The following is a 20420-nucleotide window of genomic DNA, read 5'->3' as shown; positions in this document are numbered from 1 at the left end:
CTACTGACCCTGCTTGTGGTTCGGGACGGAATCGGCGCCGTCGAAGGCTGGGGCGCCCGGCTTGCCGCGGTCTTCGTGCAGGAACACGAGCCCGCCGCCGATGTCGCTAACGACGACGAATCCGCGTGCGCGCACCGCGGTCCAGAACGACGATCCGTCGGGGTCGTACTCGTAGGTCTGTTCCGGGTTCGCGGGGTCGGTGATGTCGTAGACGCGAGTTCCGGCGTTGTACCAGGCGGTATACAGCCGGTTCGACGTCACGTCGAAGTTGTGTGAGGTGTCCGCGAAGATGCCGTTGTTGCGGTCCTCGGCCTCGATTTCGGCGACCTGCTGGGGGTTGTCGAAGTCGGTGACGTCGAACACTCTGATGCCGCCGGACTCGCCAGCGTACGTCTCCGCGCCGACGTAGACGTGGTCGCCGTCAGGCGACGGCTGGACGTAGTGGGCGTTCCCCGGGGATGAATAGACTCGGTCCCAGGGGTTGCCCTCGTCGCCCTTGTCGGCGTCCTCGGTTTCGCCGAAGGAGGTGACCTCGACCGGTTCGGCGGGGTCGCTGACGTCGAGCACGCGCGTCCCGGCGTCCCAGTACGCGAGGTAGGCGTAGTCGTCCTGCACGTAGACGTCGTGGATGAAGTTCGTCACCGAGTCGAGCTCGGGGTGGACGTCCTCGAGGACCCACCGCGACAGCTCCGTGGGGTCGGTGGGGTCGCTGACGTCGACGATGATGAGCGCGCTCTCGTCGAACGGCGCCTCCTTCGCGACGTAGAGCGTGTCGTCGACGAGGTGGGCGTTGTGGACGCCAGCCGGGAGCACCTGGAACGTGCTCAAGTACTCGGGGTCGGCGGGGTCGCTGACGTCGTAGAGGTGCGTGCCGATGTCCGCGTCCGGGTCTGGGTCGGGGTCCTCGCCCGGCCCGTGGTCGTGTTCACTGCCGCCCTGCGAACTGACTGCGAGGAGGTCGCCATCGACTTTCACGTCGGCGATGCCCGTCCCGGGGGCGTGGAACGTCCCGACGCGCTCGGGCCGGTTCGGATTCCGCCAGTCGACGACAGCGAATCCGTCACCCGTGGCGACGTACGCCCACGTCTTCTGGGTGACGACCTCCTGGGCGCCGGAAACGGCCACCTCGCTGAACCGGCGGAGCGTGTCACCACTCTTGCCACGGCCATTACCGGCTGGGCTACCGGCTGCGACGCCGGAGAGGCCGACAGCAGCGAGTAGGCCGGTCGTCTTCAGTGCTGTTCTCCGCGTGAATTGTCGGTTGTCGTCCATTGGTGTCTTCGAAAGAGTGGTGGTCGTCGTGCGATGGGTCTCGCGGGCACTCGGTCACTGCATGCCGGGTGCGTCGGGGCTGCCGCTGCCGTCGAAGCCGGGTGACTCCCGCTTCCCCCGGTCGTTGTGGAGGACGGCGATGCCGCCGCCGATGTCGCCGGCGAGGGTGAAGCTCCGGGTTGTCTTCGCGCCCCAGAACGACGTGTCATCGGTCCGGTAGCCGGCGAGTGTCTCGGGATTCTCGGGGTCGGTGACGTCGTGGACAGTCACGCCACCGTCGTACCACGAGGCGTGCAGGCGGTTCGCCGTGACGTCGAAGTTGTGCGACGTGCGGAACCCGTCGGCGTTCGGTGGGTCGATACGCACGAGCTCCTGGGGGTCGGCCGTGTCGGAGACGTCGAAGATCTTGATGCCGCCGTAGTCGTCGTTGTCCGGATTGTCGACGAAGTTCCCGGGGAACGTCTCGGCGCCGACGTACACGAGGTCGCCGTCGGGCGACGGCTGGACGTAGTGGGCGTTGCCCGGTGGCGTCAGGTAGGTTTCGAGGTCGTATCCCGGGACGTCCGCGCCGGGGGCTTCGCCGAACTGGGTGACCAACTGTGGGTCGGTGGGGTCGCTAACATCGGCGACGACCACGCCCGAATCCCAGAACGCCTGGTAGAGCAGATCGTCCTGGACGTAGACGTCGTGGCACGCACTCACGCCGCCCATCGCGAACTCTTGGAAGTCGTCTTTGAGTCGGTACTCGCCGACGACCGCCGCGTCCGATGGGTCGCGTACATCGACGACGATGGTGCGAGCCTTGCTGAACGCGGCGTCGCCCGACTCGTTGACCGTGAGGTAGGCGTAGCCGTCGGCGAGGAAGTTGTTGTGGATGTGGTGGCCGACGTCCACGAACGAAATCTCCGTCGGGTCGCTGGGGTCGCTGACGTCGACCAGCGTGATGCCCGGCCCGCCGTTGCTTGCCAGGCTGACGAGGTCGCCGTCGACCTTGGCGTCGAGGATACCCCCCGCCGGGTCTGAGGCCGTCATCGAACCGACTACCTCCGGCCGGGTCGGATTCCGGAAATCGACCACGGACAGGCCGTCGCCCGTCGCTACGTACGCGTAGTTCCCGTCCGTCGCAATTTCGTGAGTGCCGTCGACCGCCACCTCGCTGAACAGCCGCAGCGAGTCGTCAGTCCCATTGCCGTCCCCGTTCCCATTGCCGTTCCCGGGTGGGCTCGCAGCCGCGACACCGGACGTGCCGGTGAACGCGAGCAGACCGATGGCTTTGAGCGCTGTGCGTCGAGTCGTTCGCCGTGTTTGGTCAGTCATTGTGGGTGGAGTGAGCGGTCAGTGAGCGAGCGGTTCACCGACGGTTATCGACCGTTGCCGTTGCTGTTTCCTCTGTTGCCGTTCCCGCCGCCCTTCGCGGCGGCGGGCGTGACCTTGAACACGTAGATGCCGGTCTGCATGTCGCTGGTCACGACGAGATCGCGCTCCTCGTTGTAGTTCGCACCCCACGCCATCGGCGGTTCGCCGACGAAGCCGGCGCCGTCGGCCTGATCGGCCATGTCGTCGGTGCGGTACTGGTCGGTCGGCGTCGGGTCCGTCGGGTCCGAGATGTCGTAGACGACGGTGCCCTCGTGGTAGTCGCCGCTGACCAGCATCGAGTTCGACCCCTTCGAGATGACCTGGTGGTTGTGGGTCGTCCAGTCGAAGACTTCGGTGAGCCCTTCGTCCATCAGCTCGGCGTTGGGGGAGTACGTGAACCCGATGTGTTTTGGGTCGGCGACTGAGCCGTCTCCCCAGCCGATGTCGAAGATGTGCTTGCCGCCGGGCGCACCGTACCCGATTTCGTCGCCGACGACGACGAGGTCGCGGTCGGGGTCGTGGCTCGCGTAGTGACAACTACTGAACCCGGGCTTGCCGGCGTCGAGTCGGTCTTCGGAGTAGTCCGGAAGCTCCTCGTAGCTGAATTTTCCGGCTACGGTCGGGGAGAGTGGGTCGCTGATGTCCATGGCGACGTAGCCGTCGAATCCGCCGCCGATGAACGCGCAGTGCAGGAGGTCGCGCTCGGTGTCGACGACGATGTCGTGGCAGTCCCCTGCCGGGTCCGGACTAACCACGTCGCCGCCGGTGACGTCGGTCGGGTCGCTGGTGTCCCAGACGCCGACGCCGTTGTGCTCGGTCGTGTAGAGCACGTCGCCCCCGGGGTGTGGTTCGAGGTTATGCGTCCCGCCGGCCGGGATTCGTGACGCTTTCACCGGGTCCTCGAGTGTGCCGTCGCTGTATCCGTAGTCGATGACGTCGACGCCGTTCGGTGCCGCGCTGTCGCCGCCGCCGCCCTCACGGCTCCGGTAGTAGAGGCCGTCGCGCCGGTCGAACTGGACGTCGCCATGCCAGACGGCATCAGACGGTGTCGGGAACTCGTGTACCTCTGTCGGGTCTGTCGGGTTCTCGATGTCTACGAGGAATGACCCACCCGGGCCGGTGTAGCTGCCGAGCAGTGCGTACTGTCCGTCGGATCGGACGTCCTCTTCGGAGTACCCGCCGGCTGGGTCCGAGAGGAGGGAGTGCCCGAGCTTCTTGATCCGTCCCCTCTTCGGCTTGCTGCCGCGTGCCGCCGCGGTGCCAATACTCCCGATCGCTACCGTGCTGCCCGTGATTTTGAGCAGCGTGCGTCGTGTTAACTCCATGTAACGACGAGTAAGTCATATTACACTATAGATTATAAACATTTGGGATATTCATTATAATTAAATGTTAGTTGCTGGTAAACAGTTTACTACAAAAGTTAGCCGAGCACCAGCTCCCGTCGTCCTGCAAAACACCAGCCACTCCCGGCGTCCCTCTCACGGCATGAACTGGCCCGCCGCGCCTCCAGCGACTGCGAGCGCTGGACATCATCGAGAACGTGGGCCGCGGTGAGTACCAAGCGTACCTGGAGCCGTGGTGGACACCAGCCAGCGACACCGACGAGGTCGGCGTACCCTACCACCTCGGCGAAGCATCCAGCGAGCGCGGTGTCGAATACGACTACGAACCGGTGTCGGATGGCGAGGTCATCGACGTGGGTGACGTCGAGATCGAGGCGCACCACACGCCTGGCCACACCTCGGAGATGATAAACTACCTCGTCGACTGCGAACTCCTGTTAACGGGCGATACGCTGTTCGTCGACTCCGTCGGGCGGACGGAACTCCAGTTCGGCGAGGACGACGCCTCCCGTGGTGCAGAACTACTGTACGACTCGCTCCACGAGACCATCCTCGACCTCCCGGACGACACGACGATCCTGCCGGGCCACCTCACCGTCACGAGCGACGGCCGCTACGAGAACGGCTCGCCGGGCGAACCCCTCGAGGCCCAGCTCGGGAACCTCCGCGACGAACTCGACTTCCTCGGGCTCGACCGCGAAGCGTTCGTCGAGCGATTGACCGAGGATGCCCCGGAGAAGCCCCCGAACTACGAGACAGTTATCGGCATCAATATCGGCAAAGAGACCGTCGATGACGAGGGCGAGGCGACGGAACTCGAACTGGGGCCGAACAACTGTGCCGCCTAGCGGACAGAGCCCGCTCTCCCGTCGCAGGCTCCCCCAGCTGACGGGGGCGTCCACTTTCGGAGCATTCGCGGGCTGTGCCGGTCAGCTACCAGGCACCTTTCACACTGTGTCGCTAGCAACATCGAAGTCATCGCCGGGATGCTCGCTGGCGCCGATATCTCCCACCTCCAGTGGGCGCAGTTTCTCGCACGCACCACGGTGGAGAACCTCGTCGGTGGCGTCGTGTTCGTCGCCCTGCGAAATTACAGTTACGTCGTCTGAGGGACCGAAGGTGAGACCGTCGCCGAGTCCATCGAGGCGACCGAAGAGTAGAGAAACGACCTCACGGGAGCCGCCGGTCGTAGACGCGAGGGGTCGGGGGTTTGCATGGGCCCGAGAGGAGCCGCCACGAAAGCATTCGTAGGACGAGACGGTGGGAGGCATCACTCGCTGTCGGTTCGCTCCTCGGGTGGGACAAACGGGCCGACTGAGACAGTGTGGCGAGCGATGGTTGCCGCACGGAACATGTACGCGATGAACACCGCAAGTGGCGTGACGATGATCCCGAGACCGAGGCTAAACAACAGCGGGAGATACGGTTCCGGAACGGTGACGGAGTCAGGCCGGTAAATAAGGGCCATTGCGACGCTGGCGGCGAGGGCTACGAGGCCACTGTACGCGACCACACGGGAGAGTCGAGCGAAGTCCTGCTGGAGCGAGAGTGTCTTGAAGAACTGTCGTGTGACGGCGATCGCCTCCAAGAGGTCGTCGATCGCATCGAGTTCCGACTCCGCGGCCGGAGAGAACTGGTCGTACTCGTTCTGGAGATGTTCTGTCGCGGTCATATTCCGTGCGTATTCGGTACCCAGGATGACCGCGAGAACGTTCGCGATGGCTGTCTGACTCTCTATCTTCTCGGAGATACTCTCACCGTAGGTGGCGATTCCCGCCGCGTAGTCCTCGGCCTCGGCGGGAATATCGTCACTGGACTCGAACGCCGAACTGAGGCGGTTCGCGCGTTCAGTGAGCGTCTCAGCGATCAGGCCGAGAAAATCCGCCGGATCGTTCGGCACGGACGACTCGCCGGCGTGCTCCCGCACCCGACGGCGGAGGTCACGCGTACCGTCCATCTGGTTGAACAGTTCCCTGGGGGAGCCGAACATGCGCGAGAGGACCAGCTGGTTGATGGATAGCGCGATGGTGACTAGGGTCACCGTGCCAGAGATAAATCCGCTCGCAAAGGCCGACGCCGCAGCACTCCCTGGCCCGATGGCTAACAACCCGAGTCGGGTGAGTGCGAAAAACAGCGCCGCGACAGCGGCGACGAGAACGCCGGTGACGGCGATTCGATTCCCACCGAGAAGGAGCCAATGCAACGCTCGTTCACCGACTCCCTCGATACTCCGGACCGAACTCGCCGTCGACGCTGTCCCACTCATCGACTCCTCCGAGAGAACTGTGGTACTGTTGTGACAGCTGCCGATCGAAATATCACGCGTTCACTCGAACTTCGGGACGTTATTTTATAACCTTGGGTGGTTGCTTGGATGGTGTTTGGATAGGAGGCCCCCCGATCTGGATGAATTATTATGGGATGAGCAGGCGCAAAACCTCGCCCTTCAGGGCGGGGAGGATGTCAATGGTGCCGTCACAGAATCCATACCCACGAACGCTTTCGCAGACAGGTTGAATCAGGAGAGTTCGCCTTTGTTCGCCACTAAGAGGGTGTCATAGAAGGGTTCCCAAGGCGTTCATTAGAGAATGTCGTAGAACAGTTGCCATCCTTCTGCCGAGAGTCTGGTGGCTACTCATGACAGGGGTGTCTGCCTCAGGAAAACAGTTACTCTCTACGGAACGACACGGATGAATTAGTTCCTGGGAGTCGGGGAGACTCCCCAGGCGTTGCGCGCTGACGAAAGCGTCTCGCCGGCGACAGCGCCCTTGTATCCGAGGATGTCGTCATACCCTGTTTCGGACATCAGAATCGGAACAAAGGACGTATCGGCTACGTATTCGTCCCCCTCGCTACGTACGACGGTTGTCCCTGGTTCGACCACTTCGAAGTTGTCGACGAGGAGATCATAGTTGGCGTCCGGCTGTGTCGAGACTGCTTCAGTCATCGTGTAATATGTCGAATCTACCTCTACCGGTTCCCCAGGAAGTGCATCAACCAACTGAAGGAAGGCCTCAACGATTTGCCGCGCGTTCTCTGTCGCCTCCTCGGTACGCGTCCGGCCTGCTTCGATAGTGAGAACAGGTGCTGACGCTGCGAATGCTCCCTCAAAACAGGGCGTTGGGTCAACAACGTGAGTAACTGGGAGGCGAGCGGCTAGTGCCTGTACCTCGGGGTGTGACCGTGAGACGAACGCGATTGGATCATCGTAGGAGTGGGTGGAATGGAGAGAGAGGACGACGCCACAGTCGCTGATTATATTGAGGAGCGCAGCAGCGAGTCGGCGTTCGCGGTCCTCGCTGGCCGGATCGCCTGGAAACACTCGGTTCATGTCGGCATCGAGGTATCGGCGATGGCTCGCGACGGCAGGCGGATTCGCTACTACAAGTTGTATCGGTCGCTGTAAGTTCGCGGAGGATTCGAGAACTTCCCGGACTGCCCGAACGCCACTCGGTTCATCACCATGAATACCCCCGACAATTGCTACGTCAGCGTCATCTCCGGGACCGAGTACTGCCGCTGCTGGCGTAATGTCTTCTCCGAACACTCTCATCACTATCCGGTGTAGGCCAAAATACCTCACGACCGGAATCATCCCGCCTCAGCGTTCATCTAGCTCTTTAGATCGTCGGGCGCTTCCGAGGTTGTGGATGTAAAGCGCGTCGTGGAAACAGGAAGCCCCACCCTCAAGGAAGCCGCGTCAGCGGCTGAGTAGGGTGGGGTAGTTCACTGTGGTAATCGTTCTATGACATCCTCCGCCATTAAAGTTGAACGAACGACTGGTCCGAGACTGGCGTCGTGGCGACACCCGCCACACAGACTTTCCGTCTCCCACCCAAACTTCTAGCCCCATGCCTGCGGACTTCGAATCCCGCTTCGACATCGACCTCGACGGTGAACTCCCGGAGAACGTCGACGAGGCCGCGCTCAAGCGGATAGAGACGGTCGCGTACGTCCTCGACGAGAGCGTGCGCGTCCCCGGCATCGGCGTCCGCATCGGTCTCGACCCGATTCTGGGCGCACTCCCCGTCGCTGGCGACCTGGCGAGTGCCGCCTTCTCCCTGTACATCGTCGCCGAGTCGGCGTACCTCGGCGTCTCCTTCACGACGCTGGTCACGATGCTCGGCAACATCACCATCGACGTGGCCGGAGGGTCCATTCCGTACGCCGGTACTGTCTTCGACGCCCTCTGGAAGGCGAACAAGCGCAACGTCGAACTCGCACTGGACGACCTCGCCGAAGCGATCGAAACGGACGAGTCCAGCGACGAGCCAGACAGCACCGTCGACATCCCCGTCGAAACCGACGACTGAGTGGGGCCGGCGGGCTACCAGTAGATTCTGATTGTACCGGGCTGCGTTGCGCTCGGGGAAGTAGTGCTTCGTAGGTCAGATACAGTTCTCTACATACTCGGGTTTGCGTCGGCAAACGAGAATACTCCGGCGTCGGGGTTGACATCGACGATGCCGACTCCGCGAAACCCGAGGTTCAGCATGTGTGGTGCGCCGTCGGCATCATCGCCGGTATCGTACCCGAACTGGTGAGAGTGGCCGCAGATAGTCGCGAAGACGTCGTGGGTTCTCGCAACGAGCTTCAGTGCGATAGACCCCGTGTGGAGGCTTTCACGATCTTCTTCACGTGTTCCCGTCGAGTGATGCCGATCGAAGGACGTGTTGAACGGCGAGAGGTGCGTGACAAGGAAGACGTTCGTGTGTGCGTCGACGAGGCTGGCGAGGTGGTCGTAGGCCGCCTGGACGGAGGTGACGCTTCGGAGGAACGCCCCGCGGTTCTCGGGCGTGATGTCGAGCGTGTCAGCGGCGTCTCGTGCGCTCGTATCATCGGAGACGACCTCGAGAAGTGCGTCCTCGATAGCGTCTGCAGTCCGGTCGGCGGCGTACCGGCGTTCACCACGTGGCTCAGTCCGTGGGTCCAGCGCTGGGAACGCCGTCTGGTCGAGAATAGGATCGAGCGACCGCCGCTCGCACCCCCAGCCGACGACCGTCACCGACTCGCACTCCGAGACCACATCGTGTCCGGAGGTAGCGTTCTCGAGGCCGTCGACGACGTGAGCTGGCATCGGCGTACAATCGTGGTTCCCCGGGACGTACATGACGGGGGCGCCAGTCGCGAGCCGGTCGATGAACCGCCGCGCGAGTGCGATGTCGTCCTCGCCGTCACGATGAGTGAGGTCCCCCGCGACGAACGCTGCGTCGACATCGTCGGATACCTGCACCGCCTCGACGTCGTAGTCGCTTGCAGTGGGCTTGAGGTGGAGATCGTTACAGACGAGGAATCGCATAGCTGCCACCTGACAGCGCGCGCCCGTATAGGTGCCGGAGGTGTGGTACAGGTTTAGCAGTCTTTAGGCGCTAAGCCCCGTCCTCAAGGAGTGACTGTAGGGAGCGAGTAGGGCGGGGATTCAGCGCCGTCATCATCTCATATACACTGTCCTGTTGCAGGCCCACATGCCCACGACCGATACACTTATGTTGAAACAATGTCTAAACTCTGGTGATGGATAGACACGAAATCGAAGGCCACGAAGTTATCGAAGGTGAGGTCAAAGCCACTGGTAATGGCGCTCACGTGCTCGTCCCAAAGGACTGGCGTGGCGCAGACGTGAAAATCGTCCGAACATCGGAACCCGACGAGTAATCGATGCACTACGCCTACAGGTATCGCCTCCACCCAACAGAAGCCCAGCGCGAGACGCTGGACTACCACCGCGATACCTGTCGGCAACTGTACAATCACGCACTCAACGAGTTCGAGCAAATCCCCGAATCAGCAGGAACGCTCAACCAGCGAGTGCGCCAGGTCCGCGACCAACTACCCAACCTCAAAGACTGGTGGAACGAGCTTACCGACCTGTACTCAACTGTCGCACAAGCTGCCGTGATGCGAATCGAAGATAGCATCAAAGCACTCTCACAACTCAAACAGAACGGGTACAACGTCGGGAGTCTCAATTGGAAGGCACCCAGCGAGTTCAGGAGTTTCACGTACATTCAGTCTGGCTTCGAGTTCGACAAGAAAAACGGCCAGACCGTCCTCTCACTCTCGAAACTTGCTGACATTCCAATCAGTTCCCACCGCGAAATCCCCGATGATGTCACCATCAAAGAGGTCTGCATCAAGAAAGAACGGACTGGTGAATGGTACGCTTCCTTCGCGGTTGAAGGCAAAGAAGAGCCACCGAAACCAGCTAATCCTGACCGCTGTGTCGGGATTGACGTGGGCATCCTCAAATACGCTCACGACACGGACGGGCGTGCTGTCGGCTCACTCGACCTCTAAGACGAACGAGAACGCCTCCAGCGTGAACAGCGGTCGCTCTCACGGAAACAGCACGGGTCGAACAACTGGGAGACACAACGGCTGAGAGTAGCTGAGTGTCACCAGCGAGTCAGGCGGAAACGCCACGACTTCCTGCACAAACTCTCGAACTATTACGCCACCGAGTACGACTTGGTGGCCGTCGAGGATTTGAACGTGAAGTCACTGCTGGAGTCGGCTGGAAACAGTCGGAATACTGCATCATCAGCGTGGGATACGTTCACGACGATGCTTGAGTACAAGTGCAACCGTGAGGGCACGCACTTTGTTGAGGTCGAGCCAGCGGGCACGACCAAAGAGTGCGCGTCGTGTGGTGTCGAGTCAGACAAACCGTTGTGGGTGCGTGAACACTCGTGTCCTGCCTGTGGGTTCGAGATGGATAGAGATGCAAATGCCGCGATCAACATTTTGTCGCGCGGTTTCGAGAAGCTAGGACTGGGACAGTCCGAAGACACAACGCCTGTGGAGACTGCGCTCCCTATGTTCACTTCCTCGGGCGCTTCCGAGGTTGTGGATGTAAAGCGCGTCGTGGAAACAGGAAGCCCCACCCTCAAGGAAGCCGCGTCAGCGGCTGAGTAGGGTGGAGTAGTTCACGTGCCGTTACGGAGCACCCCTCGCGTATCTCGTTTCAGAATGAAAATCTATCTCTGACCGACTGGAACGCGAGTCGCCCAAGCAACTGAGCGGGGCCACGCTTCGGCACATCACGGGTGACATCCAACGTACTCGGTGGGTCGCTCTCCCCGAGCCCGAGGTCCCAGTCCGTCTCGGCCTCGAAGCGGTCCACCGCGGTCTCGACGCGGTCGCGCACGGCGTCGGCGTCCATTGTCTTCACGTCGCCGTCCTCCATCAGCACGTTGCCGTCCACGATGACTGTCTCCACGTCGGCGGGCGCGGCGTTATTGGTCACCTGCGCGGGGATGTTGGTCAGCGGCGTGAACTTCGGCTTGTCTACATCGAGCAGGATAACATCGGCACGCTTGCCGGGTTCGAGGCTCCCGATCTCGTCGCCGATGCCGAGCGCCTCTGCGCCCTCGATAGTGAGCATCCGTACCAGTTCCATTGAGGAGTACTGGCCGGTCGAGCGTTTGAGGTTCGCCGCGAGTCGGGCCTGCCGCGCCTCGCCAAACATGCTGTACGAGTCGTGCCAGTAGTGGTCGTCGATGCCCAGGCCGACGTCGACGCCCGCTGCGCGCAGTTCCGGCACTGGTGTCCACTGAACGTCGCCGTCCGTGTTCCAGTAGCAGAAGATCGACGGGCAGTGCGCGACCGACGCGTCCGCCTCAGCCGTTCGCTGGATGTCCTCGTCGTCCGCGAGGCGGAAGTGTGCGGCCACCAGTCGGTCGTCGAGGAGGCCGACGTCGTCGAGCAGGTCGAGGGAGTCCTCGGCGCCGTTCGATCGCGCCATGGTGTTGCTCGCCTCCAGTTCGAGCAGGTGTGTGTGGACGAGTAAATCGGGATGCTCGGCGGCGAGTGCGGCGGTGCGCTCCCACAGCTCTCGTGTGCACGACCAGTCGTCGTGGGGGTTGATCGTCGCCCGGATGCGACCGTCGTAGGTGTCGTGGTACTCGTCGATGAACTCACGAGCGCGGGCAAACTGCTCATCAGTTGGGATGTCCCAGAAGAGGTCCGAGAGCGCCGTCCCGAAGAATCCGCGGAGACCGGCTTCGCCGAACGTCTCTGCGCCCCCACTGGGTCGGACGTCCATCGAGTTGACGGTCGTGACCCCACCCGTCAGAAAGTTCAGCGCCGCAAGGTCGTAGCCCGCATCGGTGAGGTAGTCGTACTCACCCTCGGCAATGTGGCCGAAGATCGCAGTCATCCCGCTCGTCATCTCCATCAGGTCCAGGTCGCTGAACGCGCCGATTAGCGGCGTCAGCTCGAGGTGGGTGTGGGCGTTGACCAGCCCGGGCATCACGAGGGTGCCCTCGCCGTCGATGACGCGATCGGCGTCACAGGTCCGGTCACCGTCTCGCGTCGTTCGCACGTCGGTGAGGACGCCGTCTTCGACGACAACTGTGCCGTTCTGGTAGATTCTGTTGTTTTCGTCGACAGTTACGACCACTGCGTCGTGTACTACGAGGTCTGCGTCGTTGACCGCGGTGTTGTCTCCCAACTTGGCGGCGTCTGGCGTCATGATTGGAGATAAGAGTAGTCAGCCGGTGAGCGTTCTGCAGGGTATTGTCATGGGGTTTTTACCAGACAGGTGGTGAAACGAGAGGTACGTTCTGCCGATGTCATTGACTCGACTCCAGGTTTCAGCGACGTTGGCTCCCCGGGCCCTCCCGTCGTTCTACGTCGCGGTGACAGAATCGACAGCGATCTCACAGTTGCGTCTCGTGGACTGGAATCTCGCAGCAGAGGACCTAGCAACCGTTCTGTACGACGTCGACGGTGATTCGGGTGTGTTCGCCGATGCAGCGCGTGGCACCGACGGAATCAAAGATGTCGCGGTACCCACTTCCACCGGTGGTTCGAGGTGGGTGTTGGTCACGGCAGACCCCGGCGCACTCCCGTTCTTCAGGACGTTTCTCGTACTGACGGCACGAGCGGGGCTGCTCGTCAGATCGCCAGTCGCGTACAGCGACTTCGAAACGAGAGGCGAGGTGATAGGAGACGCTTCGGCGCTGCAGGCCGCCGTCGACGCCGCACCACGGGCTATTGACGTGACTATCGAGAACGTTGGGTCACGGCCGTCGGTACGGGCGGACGCATTCTCCGAGTTGAGCGATCGGCAGCGTGAGGCGGTTGTCACGGCGTTCGAACACGGGTACTATCGGCACCCCCGAGAGACGACTCACGCAGAGTTAGCGGAAGAGCTCGGGTGTGCGGCTAACACGGTCAGCGAACATCTCCAGAAAGCGGAAGTGAAACTCATCACCGCGGTAGTAGAGCGTCAATCGTGACTGTTGAACACTCGTCACAGGGTGTCACGTATCAGATCTATCGGTTTCTCTCTGGAGAGAGACTAGATGGACTCGTACACTGGTCTGTGTGCTGTTCGGAGCGGAGAGCGGGCTCGTTGTAGCTGTGTCTTAGCCGAGTAGTTCGATTCCGGTGATTTCGAAGCGTGCGCCGTGGGGGTGTGCGTCTGTCGCGACGATGTCCCAGCCGTGGGCGTTGACAATCGTCCGGACGACCGAGAGCCCGTATCCGTGGCCAGATTCGCTGGTAGTGAATCCGTGGTCGAAGACGTCCGGTTTGTGCTCGTCGTCGATTCCCGGCCCGTCGTCTTCGATGTAGAATCCGGTGTCGAGTGGGCCGACGCGAACCGATACGTCGGCTCCGCCGTGGTGGATGGCGTTCGAGAAGAGGTTCTCGAACAGTTCGGAGAGCCGGTCGGGGTCGCTGCTCACCGACCGAACCGTCTCGTAGTGCAGGGTGGCACCCGTGGGGGCCAGGCGTTGCCAGGTGGTATCGATGACCGCTCCGATGTCGGTCGGCTCCGGGTCCGTGACGACGTCTCCCTGTCGGGCCACACGGAGCAAGTCGTCGACGAGCTGTGCCATCCGGTCGGTCGTCTCGTCGATGGTTTCGAGGTGGTCCTCGTCGCCGGTGTCTTCGTACAGGGTGAGGTGCCCATCGATGACGTTCAGCGGGTTTCTGAGGTCGTGTGCGAGGATGTCGGTGAACTCCTTGAGCCGGTCGTTCTGGCGTTCCAGCATCCGCTCGTACTCTTTGGTCGTCGTGGTGTCCTGACTGACCGCGGCGTACCCGTGGAGTGAGTCACCGCCCAGCGGTGACAGCGTCAGCGTCCCCCAGAAGACGGAGCCATCTGCCTGTCGGTGCCAGTGTTCGATCTCCACCGAGTCGGTCGTCGGCTCCTCGAAGAAGTCAGAGGGAAGCGAATCGGTGTCTGCGTCGTCCTCGTCGTCGGCGAACAGCAGCCGCACGTGGCTGTCGAGAACTTCCGCCGCGTCGTATCCGTAGAGTGCTTCGGCTGGAGCCGGCCACGTGACGATGTGCCCGTCCGTATCGAGCACGAAAATCGCGTGGGTCGCGACGCCGTCGATGACGCGTCGAGCAGCAGCGTCTCTCGGTTCGTCGCTGGCAACCGGGAGGGCGGGGGAACCGAGAGTATCTTTCATACGCTAGACTCTGCAGCCACCACAGAACCACTTTTGCTTGGCGCACCAAGCCACCCGATCTACACAGGGACCGCTGCAGGGGCGAGAGACGCCGTCCGTCGCGGTGGCGTGGTTCCGGCTCGGGACGGCGTAGTCCCGTAACGCGATGGCAGCGCGCGAGACGAGGAGGGCCAGCAGTGAGTGAACTGGACGGACACTGTCACCGTGGCAGTGCGATGGTGACGACGTTGCCCGTCGGCGTGTTCGCTTCGACCGTGATGGTGCCGTGGGAGCGAGTGACGAGTAGTTTGACGAGCCACAGGCCGAGCCCACTGCCGTGGTACAGCGGTGTTTCCTCCGTCTGGCCCGTCAGCAGTTCCCGCTCCATCTCGGGAATCTGTGGCCCGTCGTCGGCTATCTCGATGCGGACGGTTTCAGCGGTCTGCGTGGCCGAAAGTGTCACTTCGGGCGACAGCGAGTCACTGTGGACGACGGCGTTCGTGACCAGTTCGCTGATCGCCTGCTCGAACCGCGTCGTCGCATCGACAGTGATGCCCTCGGGGCAGTCCACATTTATTCTCGCGTCCGGATGCTTCGACTCGATTGTCGACACGACGGTTCGGAGCCGGTCTCCCACCTCGAACTGCTCGTACTCCGGGTCCTCCTGCAACAGCGCAGTTATCTGTCGCTCTTTCTCGGTCAGCTCGACCAGCTGGTCGCTCTTCTCGACGATGCGAGCCGCGAAATCCGCGACCTCGCCCGTGGCTTCGGAGCGGATGGTCTCGGCCAGCCCCCGAATCATGTTCATGTCGTTTCGCAGGTTGTGTCGCAACACCCGGTCGAGCACTGACAGCTGCTCCTGCCGTTGTTTCCGCTCGGTCACGTCCTGCTGGAACCCGATCCAGTTGACGACCTCCCCAGCGTCGTTCTCGACCGGCGCGACCTCGAGGTGGTTCCAGAACTCCGTGCCGTCCTTGCGGTAGTTCCGGAGCTCGACCGAGACCGGCTCTTCGTCGTCGATCGCCGCCCGGATGCTCGCCACTCGGTCCGGGTCTGTACCGTCGCCCTGCAGGAACCGACAGTTCGACCCCAGAATCTCCGCTCGCGAGTACCCCGTCATCTCCACGAACGCGTCGTTCACGTAGATGAGCGGATTGTCTTCCTGACCGGGGTCCGAGATGCCGATTCCGACTGGCGCCTCCTCGACCGCTTTCGTGCGTCGCGTGAGCCGCTCCTCACGCTGCTTGCGCTCCGTGATGTCGTCGTGGATCGCCACGAACGCGTGGATGTCGTCACCGTCAGTGACCGGCGCGATTGTCTGTATCGCCGTGTACGTCTCCCCGTTCTTGCGGCGGTTGACGATCTCCTCTTCCCACACCTCCCCCGATCGAAGCGTGCTCCAGAGGTCTGCGAAGTACTCGTCGGACATCTCACCAGAGGTCAACACGTGCGGTGTCTCGCCGACGACGTCCTCCTCAGCGAAGCCGGTCCCCGCTTCGAACGCCGGATTGACGTACTCGATGACGCCCTCCGGGTCGGTGATGTAGATCGCGTGGCCAGCGGATTCGACCGCTTGCTTGATCCGCTGGAGGTTACGCTCGCGCTCCTTGCGTTCCGTGATGTCCTGGACCGTCCCGCGAATCCGGACCACTTCCCCATCTTCGTACTGCGGTTCCCCGCGTGTCCGGACCCAGCGAGTATCGTCGGCGCCAGTGACGAGGCGCGCTTCGACGTCGTAGGGTTCACCGTCGTCGACAGCCGTCTCGAACGCCGCCTTCACGGCCGGGCGGTCGTCGGGGTGGAACTGCTGGAGGCTCGACTCCGGGGACGCCGTCACGTCTTCTGAGAGGCCGTGGATTCGATACACCGCTTCGGTCCACCACCCCTCCTCGTCATCGATATCGTACTCCCAGGCGCCGACACTCGCGATGTCCTGGGCCTTCTCGAAGAGGTCGACCTGCCGTTCGAGTTCTCGCTCCCGGTTGCGTAGCGTCGTCGACTGCTCTCGGAGCCGGAGCAACGCTGACAGCCGCCACTGGAGTTCTGCCTGCTGAATCGGCAGAGTCACGATTTCGTCGACCGACTCCGTGACGACGTTGTCTGCAAGCTGTCCGGCGTCCGTGTCGATGACGTCGGACTTGCCGTCCGGAAACAACAGCAGGTACGGCAACAGGACGGGCTCGGTCGCCGACTTCTTCGCGCTGAGCGCATCGAGGTGCTCTTGGAACGCCCCGCTGTCGAGGATGCAGACGTCGAAGTCGGTCGCTGCCAGCCCGTCGGCCAACTCGACAGGCTCGTAGGAAGGGTGGTCGGTGAGCCACTCCACGAGCAACTGACGATTGCCCGCATCCGAGACCAGCGGGAGGACACGGCTGCGGGAGTCGGCAGACTCGTCAGGAGTCATCGGTCTCGGAGTTCCCCCGCCTCCGCTGGTGCGTTCGGTAGCTCGATCTCGATGGCGGCGCCACCCAGGTCGGCGTCGCGGATCTGGAGGGTTCCGCCGTACTGGGCGACGAGTGTGTCGACGAGGTAGAGCCCGAGCCCCGCAGCGGGGTGGTCGAGCCCCTGTTTGGTCCGCCCCAGGACTGCGTCCCGTCGGTCGGGCGGAATACCTGGGCCGTTGTCGGCGACGGTGACGACGACCGTGTCACTGCGCGCTTCGACAGCGATCTCCACGCGCGGAGTCGCACTGTCGTTGTGCTGGACGGCGTTGTTCAGGACGTTTCTGAACACCGACGCGAGGAGGTTGTTCGCCCGGACGTGCACCTGTGGAATCTCACCACCGGCGACGACGAACTCCGCGTCGTCGAAGGCCTCGCGGCGTTTCGTGAGCTCGGCCGTCGCGACAGGCCCCAGTTCGACCGCCTCCAGTTCCGGGTCACCGGCCGTCTGGAGTGTGTCGACGAACTCGCGGACGGCCTTCGTGAGGTCCACGACGTGCTGGCTACTGTCCAGGACTCGCTGCCGGATCTCGTCACCGGCGTCGTCGGTGTGGGCAGCGATCTGCTCGGTCCAGCCGATGATGACGCTCATGTCGTTGCGGATGTCGTGTCGAGTGATCCGGTTCAACAGCAACAGCTGGTCGCTGTTCTGTTTCAGCGCGATGGACTGCGCTCGCGTTCGAACGAGCGTGTCGAGGCGACTCCGCAACTCCGCGGTCTCGATGGGCGTCTTCAGGACCTCGTCGAAGAGCTCTGAGACCGCTGGCTGTGTCTCCGTCTGCGTCCAGGCGTCCCCTGTCGTGTCGGAGCTCACGAGGAGCACCGGGAGGATGGCGTCTGCGTCCGCTTTTCGCTCTCGAATCTCCGTCCGGTGCTCGCGGAGTGAGGGCTCGTCGAGAACGACGACGTCGATGTCTGCCTCGGGGAGCGCATCGGGGTCGCCCGAGACGACCTCGTAGCGGTCCTGTCGCTGTATCCAGTCGTCCAGCACACGCTGGTTGCCCCCATGTGAGAGCATCGGAAGGACCTGGGCTGGTGCGGCCTCTGTTCCGAGCTGGACATCGGCTCCCCAGGCCGGCGTCTCAGTCTCCATCATCACCGCTGTCGTCCCAGGTCGGTGTGCCGGTGAGAATCCCCCGGAGTTCGGGCAACGAGTCCCCCACCCGCAGCCCGTGTTCAGTTATCTCCAGTTCCCGGAGCTGGTTCTCGTACTCGCTGGTGCGCATCTTGAGAACGCCGATCACCTTCCGGAGCGATCCCTTGTACTCGACGTGGCGCAGTACGACGATGCTGTCGGCCAGGTAACTCATCCCCTGGTCCGTCGCGCGGAACTCGCCGGTGATGTTGTGCACTTCGTTGCTGACAAGCCCGGTTACACCCATGTTGCGGAGGTAGCGGCCGATCCTAACGAGGTCCTGCATCGGGTTCTCGCTCGTCCCGCGAAGCGACTGCTCGAACCCACTCGTGCCGTCGACCATCACGATTTCCGCGTCGTTGTCCTCCACTTCGTCCCGGACGTGGTGGGTGAACTCGTCGACTGTGAGTTCCTCTGGTCCGATCACTTCGACGTTGAGTGTGCCCCGGTCGATCATCTCGGCCAGGGGGATGTTGACGGCGCTCGCGCGTTCGAACAGCGTGGTCCGGTCCTCTTCGAAACTGTAGAGGACCGAGCGCTGGCCCCGGCCCGCAGCCTCCTTCATGAACTGGAGGCCCGTCGTGGTCTTGCCGACGCCGGTCGGACCGCTCAGGAACGTTATCGTTCCGGACATCAGCCCGCCCGACAGGAGTGAGTCGAGTGCCGGGACGCCAGAGGAGAGTTTCGCCGGGGTGTGCTCGCGCTCGTGACGGTTCGGGTCGAGTCGCGGCCACACTCGCATCCCCTCGTCGGTAATCTGGAGTGTGTGGTGACCGGACCGGACCGAGGAGCCGCGGAACTTCGAGACGTGGAACGTCCGGCGGTCCGAGTCTTTCCCCATGTTGATGACGGCGTCGACGAGGAACTGTAGGTCGTCGTCGGGCATCGACGCGGCAGCCTGTGAGGTCAACAGGACCGTCGCACCCTCGCTTTTGAGCAGGTTAATCAGGCCGAGAATCTGTGAGCGGAACTGGTGCTCGTCCGGGGCCAGATACCGAAACTCGGTGACTGGGTCTACGACGACTCGGTCCGGGTTGATCTCCTGGATCTCTGTGCGGATATTCTCGACTAGCGAGGGTGTTTCGACCTCGCCGGACTCGAACAGCGTGTACGTCTCTTCGCCCTGAAACTGGTCGCCGGACGCAGAGAGGTTGAGGAACGCCAATGAATCGATATCGAAGCCGAAGTGCCGGGCGGTGTCCCGGATGTAGGTCTCGGGCTCACCGAGATTGATGTAGAGCCCGGTCTCGCCGGCGTCGATGCCAGCGGCAAGATAGTGCAGTGAGAAAATCGACTTACCGGAGCCAGGTGGTCCTCGCACGAGTGTGGCGGATTCGGGGAGATAGCCGCCTTCGAGAATCTCGTCGACGCCCGAAACGCCGGTTGCAATCCGGTTGTGGGGAGTATAGCTCTCAGAACTCATACGTAACCATCGTTGTGCACCGGGATACATCTCACTCTCATTTCCCAGTGTTTGGCACCGCTGTCGTGGTGCTCAAAGCACGGAGAACACGACCGGATACCCGGTATGTTTGATTCAAGAGCGATCGTTGAGCGGCACGTCGTCGTCGTGTTACTCAACCCGGTATTCGACTCTGTACTCGGTCTCGAGCCGCGCGTCAGTGTTTCGCGGACAGTACGGCGCGACTGGCACAATCCCTGCGGCTAACCGGAGGTCGTGCCAGTCAGGGATGTCGTGTGCACTGTCTCCAAGCAGTTAGGTCGGTGTTTCGACAGCGAGCCCCTCACGAGTGACGCGTATCGCCGTCTCCTGAGATGCTCGCTTGGCTTGTGTGAGCTCCGCCCCTGTCAGGATCTTTGGGCTGGTTGGGACGATCTACACCCGGAAGCGTAGTCGTCCTCTTCGGCTGTCGGATCGTAGCTCTACGACGCTGCGTCGTTGCACTGGACCGCTTCGACGTGTGTCGAATCGATGAGTATGCCGAGGCGAGCAGGCCGCGGGCGGCGGCGGCCTGCTCGCCGGGTTGGTCGAAGATGTCGTCGACACCGTGTTCGGGATCGGTGAGAAACCCGTCGACCGTGTCTCTGCGTGGCGGCTTGTCCAGTCCGCAGGAGCACCGGACGAGGCCACCAAGACGATGTGTTCTCCGGCGTCACCACTGGTGAGCTATAAATACAGAAAACCCCGAACAGCACCGTGGCTGTTCGAGGCGAAAACCGCGTATGAATGGCAGGCGGCGAACCAGATTTCCCAGAGGCTCGCGCACTCCAGTACTGACCGGAACGCAGGCGGGCTTATCTTCCGTGTTCGGGATGGGTACGGGAGTCGCCCCGCCGCTATGGCCGCCTTAATACCGACCAACGGAATCGAACCGTTGCTCCCGACCCGACGTCGGGACACCAGTATCGGCAACTGATACTCCGTATGTAAGTGCAATCCAGTAAACGCCTGGACTCGACCACCCACAGTGTGGGTGAGTGCATGAGTGTGTGGCATCGACCTGTT

Annotated in this window: 16 protein-coding genes, 1 rRNA gene and 2 pseudogenes; 6 read left to right on the top strand and 13 right to left on the bottom strand. The window is 62.5% G+C overall.

Annotation, left to right across the window (positions count from 1 at the left end):
• The 3 genes from LT971_RS14070 to LT971_RS14060 are packed head-to-tail and all read right to left on the bottom strand — an operon-like array spanning position 1 to position 3953.
• Entirely contained in the window at positions 1-1272 is a 1272-nt protein-coding gene (locus tag LT971_RS14070; RefSeq protein ID WP_237007579.1) for an LVIVD repeat-containing protein, read from the bottom strand.
• Between the two features lie 54 nt (positions 1273-1326).
• Positions 1327-2589 (bottom strand): LVIVD repeat-containing protein, encoded by a 1263-nt coding sequence (locus LT971_RS14065; protein ID WP_237007578.1) that lies wholly within the window; start codon positions 2587-2589, stop codon positions 1327-1329.
• Positions 2590-2633: 44 nt separating this feature from the next.
• A complete protein-coding gene (locus LT971_RS14060) occupies positions 2634-3953 on the bottom strand; it encodes an LVIVD repeat-containing protein (protein ID WP_237007577.1) in 1320 nt (439 codons plus the stop codon).
• A gap of 245 nt (positions 3954-4198) precedes the next feature.
• On the opposite strand from LT971_RS14060, the gene LT971_RS14055 reads away from it, so the two are divergent.
• On the top strand, positions 4199-4822 hold the full coding sequence (locus LT971_RS14055) for an MBL fold metallo-hydrolase (protein WP_272904886.1): 624 nt from the start codon (positions 4199-4201) through the stop codon (positions 4820-4822).
• A 138-nt stretch (positions 4823-4960) separates the two neighbouring features.
• A complete protein-coding gene (locus LT971_RS16600; RefSeq protein WP_503488459.1) occupies positions 4961-5083 on the top strand; it encodes a hypothetical protein in 123 nt (40 codons plus the stop codon).
• Positions 5084-5244: 161 nt separating this feature from the next.
• Here LT971_RS16600 and LT971_RS14045 read toward each other — a convergent pair whose 3' ends face one another.
• Together LT971_RS14045 and LT971_RS14040 are read right to left on the bottom strand one after the other, a co-directional pair.
• The gene (locus LT971_RS14045; RefSeq protein ID WP_237007574.1) at positions 5245-6240 is read right to left on the bottom strand and encodes a DUF7972 family membrane protein; all 996 of its coding nucleotides are present in this window, start codon (positions 6238-6240) and stop codon (positions 5245-5247) included.
• A gap of 429 nt (positions 6241-6669) precedes the next feature.
• On the bottom strand, positions 6670-7569 hold the full coding sequence (locus tag LT971_RS14040; protein WP_237007573.1) for a M14 family metallopeptidase: 900 nt from the start codon (positions 7567-7569) through the stop codon (positions 6670-6672).
• A 256-nt stretch (positions 7570-7825) separates the two neighbouring features.
• Here LT971_RS14040 and LT971_RS14035 point away from each other — a divergent pair, with 256 nt between their 5' ends.
• Positions 7826-8287, top strand: coding sequence for a DUF4112 domain-containing protein (locus LT971_RS14035; protein ID WP_237007572.1), 462 nt, complete (start codon positions 7826-7828; stop codon positions 8285-8287).
• 89 nt (positions 8288-8376) lie between these two features.
• Here LT971_RS14035 and LT971_RS14030 read toward each other — a convergent pair whose 3' ends face one another.
• Positions 8377-9273: a metallophosphoesterase gene (locus tag LT971_RS14030; RefSeq protein ID WP_237007571.1), complete on the bottom strand. Its 897-nt coding sequence runs from the start codon at positions 9271-9273 to the stop codon at positions 8377-8379.
• Positions 9274-9488: 215 nt separating this feature from the next.
• On the opposite strand from LT971_RS14030, the gene LT971_RS14025 reads away from it, so the two are divergent.
• Positions 9489-9629, top strand: coding sequence for a DUF2080 family transposase-associated protein (locus LT971_RS14025; protein ID WP_272904879.1), 141 nt, complete (start codon positions 9489-9491; stop codon positions 9627-9629).
• A gap of 3 nt (positions 9630-9632) precedes the next feature.
• A pseudogene (locus LT971_RS14020) lies at positions 9633-10889 on the top strand (RNA-guided endonuclease InsQ/TnpB family protein).
• Between the two features lie 49 nt (positions 10890-10938).
• Here LT971_RS14020 and LT971_RS14015 read toward each other — a convergent pair.
• On the bottom strand, positions 10939-12447 hold the full coding sequence (locus LT971_RS14015; protein WP_237007569.1) for an amidohydrolase family protein: 1509 nt from the start codon (positions 12445-12447) through the stop codon (positions 10939-10941).
• Between the two features lie 166 nt (positions 12448-12613).
• On the opposite strand from LT971_RS14015, the gene LT971_RS14010 reads away from it, so the two are divergent.
• Positions 12614-13216, top strand: coding sequence for a helix-turn-helix domain-containing protein (locus LT971_RS14010; protein ID WP_237007568.1), 603 nt, complete (start codon positions 12614-12616; stop codon positions 13214-13216).
• Positions 13217-13345: 129 nt separating this feature from the next.
• On the opposite strand, the gene LT971_RS14005 is transcribed toward LT971_RS14010, so the two are convergent.
• From LT971_RS14005 to rrf, 6 genes and pseudogenes are all read right to left on the bottom strand, one after another.
• Complete coding sequence (locus LT971_RS14005) at positions 13346-14398, bottom strand: sensor histidine kinase (protein ID WP_237007567.1); 1053 nt, start codon at positions 14396-14398, stop codon at positions 13346-13348.
• Positions 14399-14597: 199 nt separating this feature from the next.
• Positions 14598-16781: a PAS domain S-box protein gene (locus LT971_RS14000; RefSeq protein ID WP_237007566.1), complete on the bottom strand. Its 2184-nt coding sequence runs from the start codon at positions 16779-16781 to the stop codon at positions 14598-14600.
• A complete protein-coding gene (locus LT971_RS13995) occupies positions 16778-17914 on the bottom strand; it encodes a sensor histidine kinase (RefSeq protein ID WP_237007565.1) in 1137 nt (378 codons plus the stop codon). Before LT971_RS13995 ends, LT971_RS14000 begins: the two co-directional genes overlap by 4 nt.
• The gene (locus LT971_RS13990; protein WP_237007564.1) at positions 17901-19406 is read right to left on the bottom strand and encodes an ATPase domain-containing protein; all 1506 of its coding nucleotides are present in this window, start codon (positions 19404-19406) and stop codon (positions 17901-17903) included. Before LT971_RS13990 ends, LT971_RS13995 begins: the two co-directional genes overlap by 14 nt.
• Before the next feature lie 13 nt (positions 19407-19419).
• A pseudogene (locus LT971_RS13985) lies at positions 19420-20040 on the bottom strand (IS5/IS1182 family transposase); the annotation flags it as partial.
• Between the two features lie 103 nt (positions 20041-20143).
• Positions 20144-20265: ribosomal RNA gene (rrf, locus tag LT971_RS13980) — 5S ribosomal RNA — on the bottom strand.
• Positions 20266-20420 lie beyond the last annotated feature (155 nt).

The sequence above is a fragment of the Halobacterium rubrum genome, from assembly GCF_021729015.1.
Taxonomy (GTDB): Archaea; Halobacteriota; Halobacteria; order Halobacteriales; family Halobacteriaceae; genus Halobacterium; species Halobacterium rubrum.
This window is presented reverse-complemented; position numbering and strand designations above follow the sequence as displayed.

Excerpts from the sequence above, each read along its gene's own strand:
- LT971_RS14070 (WP_237007579.1), bottom strand. The coding sequence starts at position 1,272 with ATGGACGACAACCGACAATTCACGCGGAGAACAGCACTGAAGACGACC.
- LT971_RS14065 (WP_237007578.1), bottom strand. The coding sequence starts at position 2,589 with ATGACTGACCAAACACGGCGAACGACTCGACGCACAGCGCTCAAAGCC.
- LT971_RS14060 (WP_237007577.1), bottom strand. The coding sequence starts at position 3,953 with ATGGAGTTAACACGACGCACGCTGCTCAAAATCACGGGCAGCACGGTA.
- LT971_RS16600 (WP_503488459.1), top strand. The coding sequence starts at position 4,961 with ATGCTCGCTGGCGCCGATATCTCCCACCTCCAGTGGGCGCAGTTTCTC.
- LT971_RS14045 (WP_237007574.1), bottom strand. The coding sequence starts at position 6,240 with ATGAGTGGGACAGCGTCGACGGCGAGTTCGGTCCGGAGTATCGAGGGA.
- LT971_RS14040 (WP_237007573.1), bottom strand. The coding sequence starts at position 7,569 with ATGATTCCGGTCGTGAGGTATTTTGGCCTACACCGGATAGTGATGAGA.
- LT971_RS14035 (WP_237007572.1), top strand. The coding sequence starts at position 7,826 with ATGCCTGCGGACTTCGAATCCCGCTTCGACATCGACCTCGACGGTGAA.
- LT971_RS14030 (WP_237007571.1), bottom strand. The coding sequence starts at position 9,273 with ATGCGATTCCTCGTCTGTAACGATCTCCACCTCAAGCCCACTGCAAGC.
- LT971_RS14025 (WP_272904879.1), top strand. The coding sequence starts at position 9,489 with ATGGATAGACACGAAATCGAAGGCCACGAAGTTATCGAAGGTGAGGTC.
- LT971_RS14015 (WP_237007569.1), bottom strand. The coding sequence starts at position 12,447 with ATGACGCCAGACGCCGCCAAGTTGGGAGACAACACCGCGGTCAACGAC.
- LT971_RS14005 (WP_237007567.1), bottom strand. The coding sequence starts at position 14,398 with ATGAAAGATACTCTCGGTTCCCCCGCCCTCCCGGTTGCCAGCGACGAA.
- LT971_RS14000 (WP_237007566.1), bottom strand. The coding sequence starts at position 16,781 with ATGACTCCTGACGAGTCTGCCGACTCCCGCAGCCGTGTCCTCCCGCTG.
- LT971_RS13995 (WP_237007565.1), bottom strand. The coding sequence starts at position 17,914 with ATGATGGAGACTGAGACGCCGGCCTGGGGAGCCGATGTCCAGCTCGGA.
- LT971_RS13990 (WP_237007564.1), bottom strand. The coding sequence starts at position 19,406 with ATGTATCCCGGTGCACAACGATGGTTACGTATGAGTTCTGAGAGCTAT.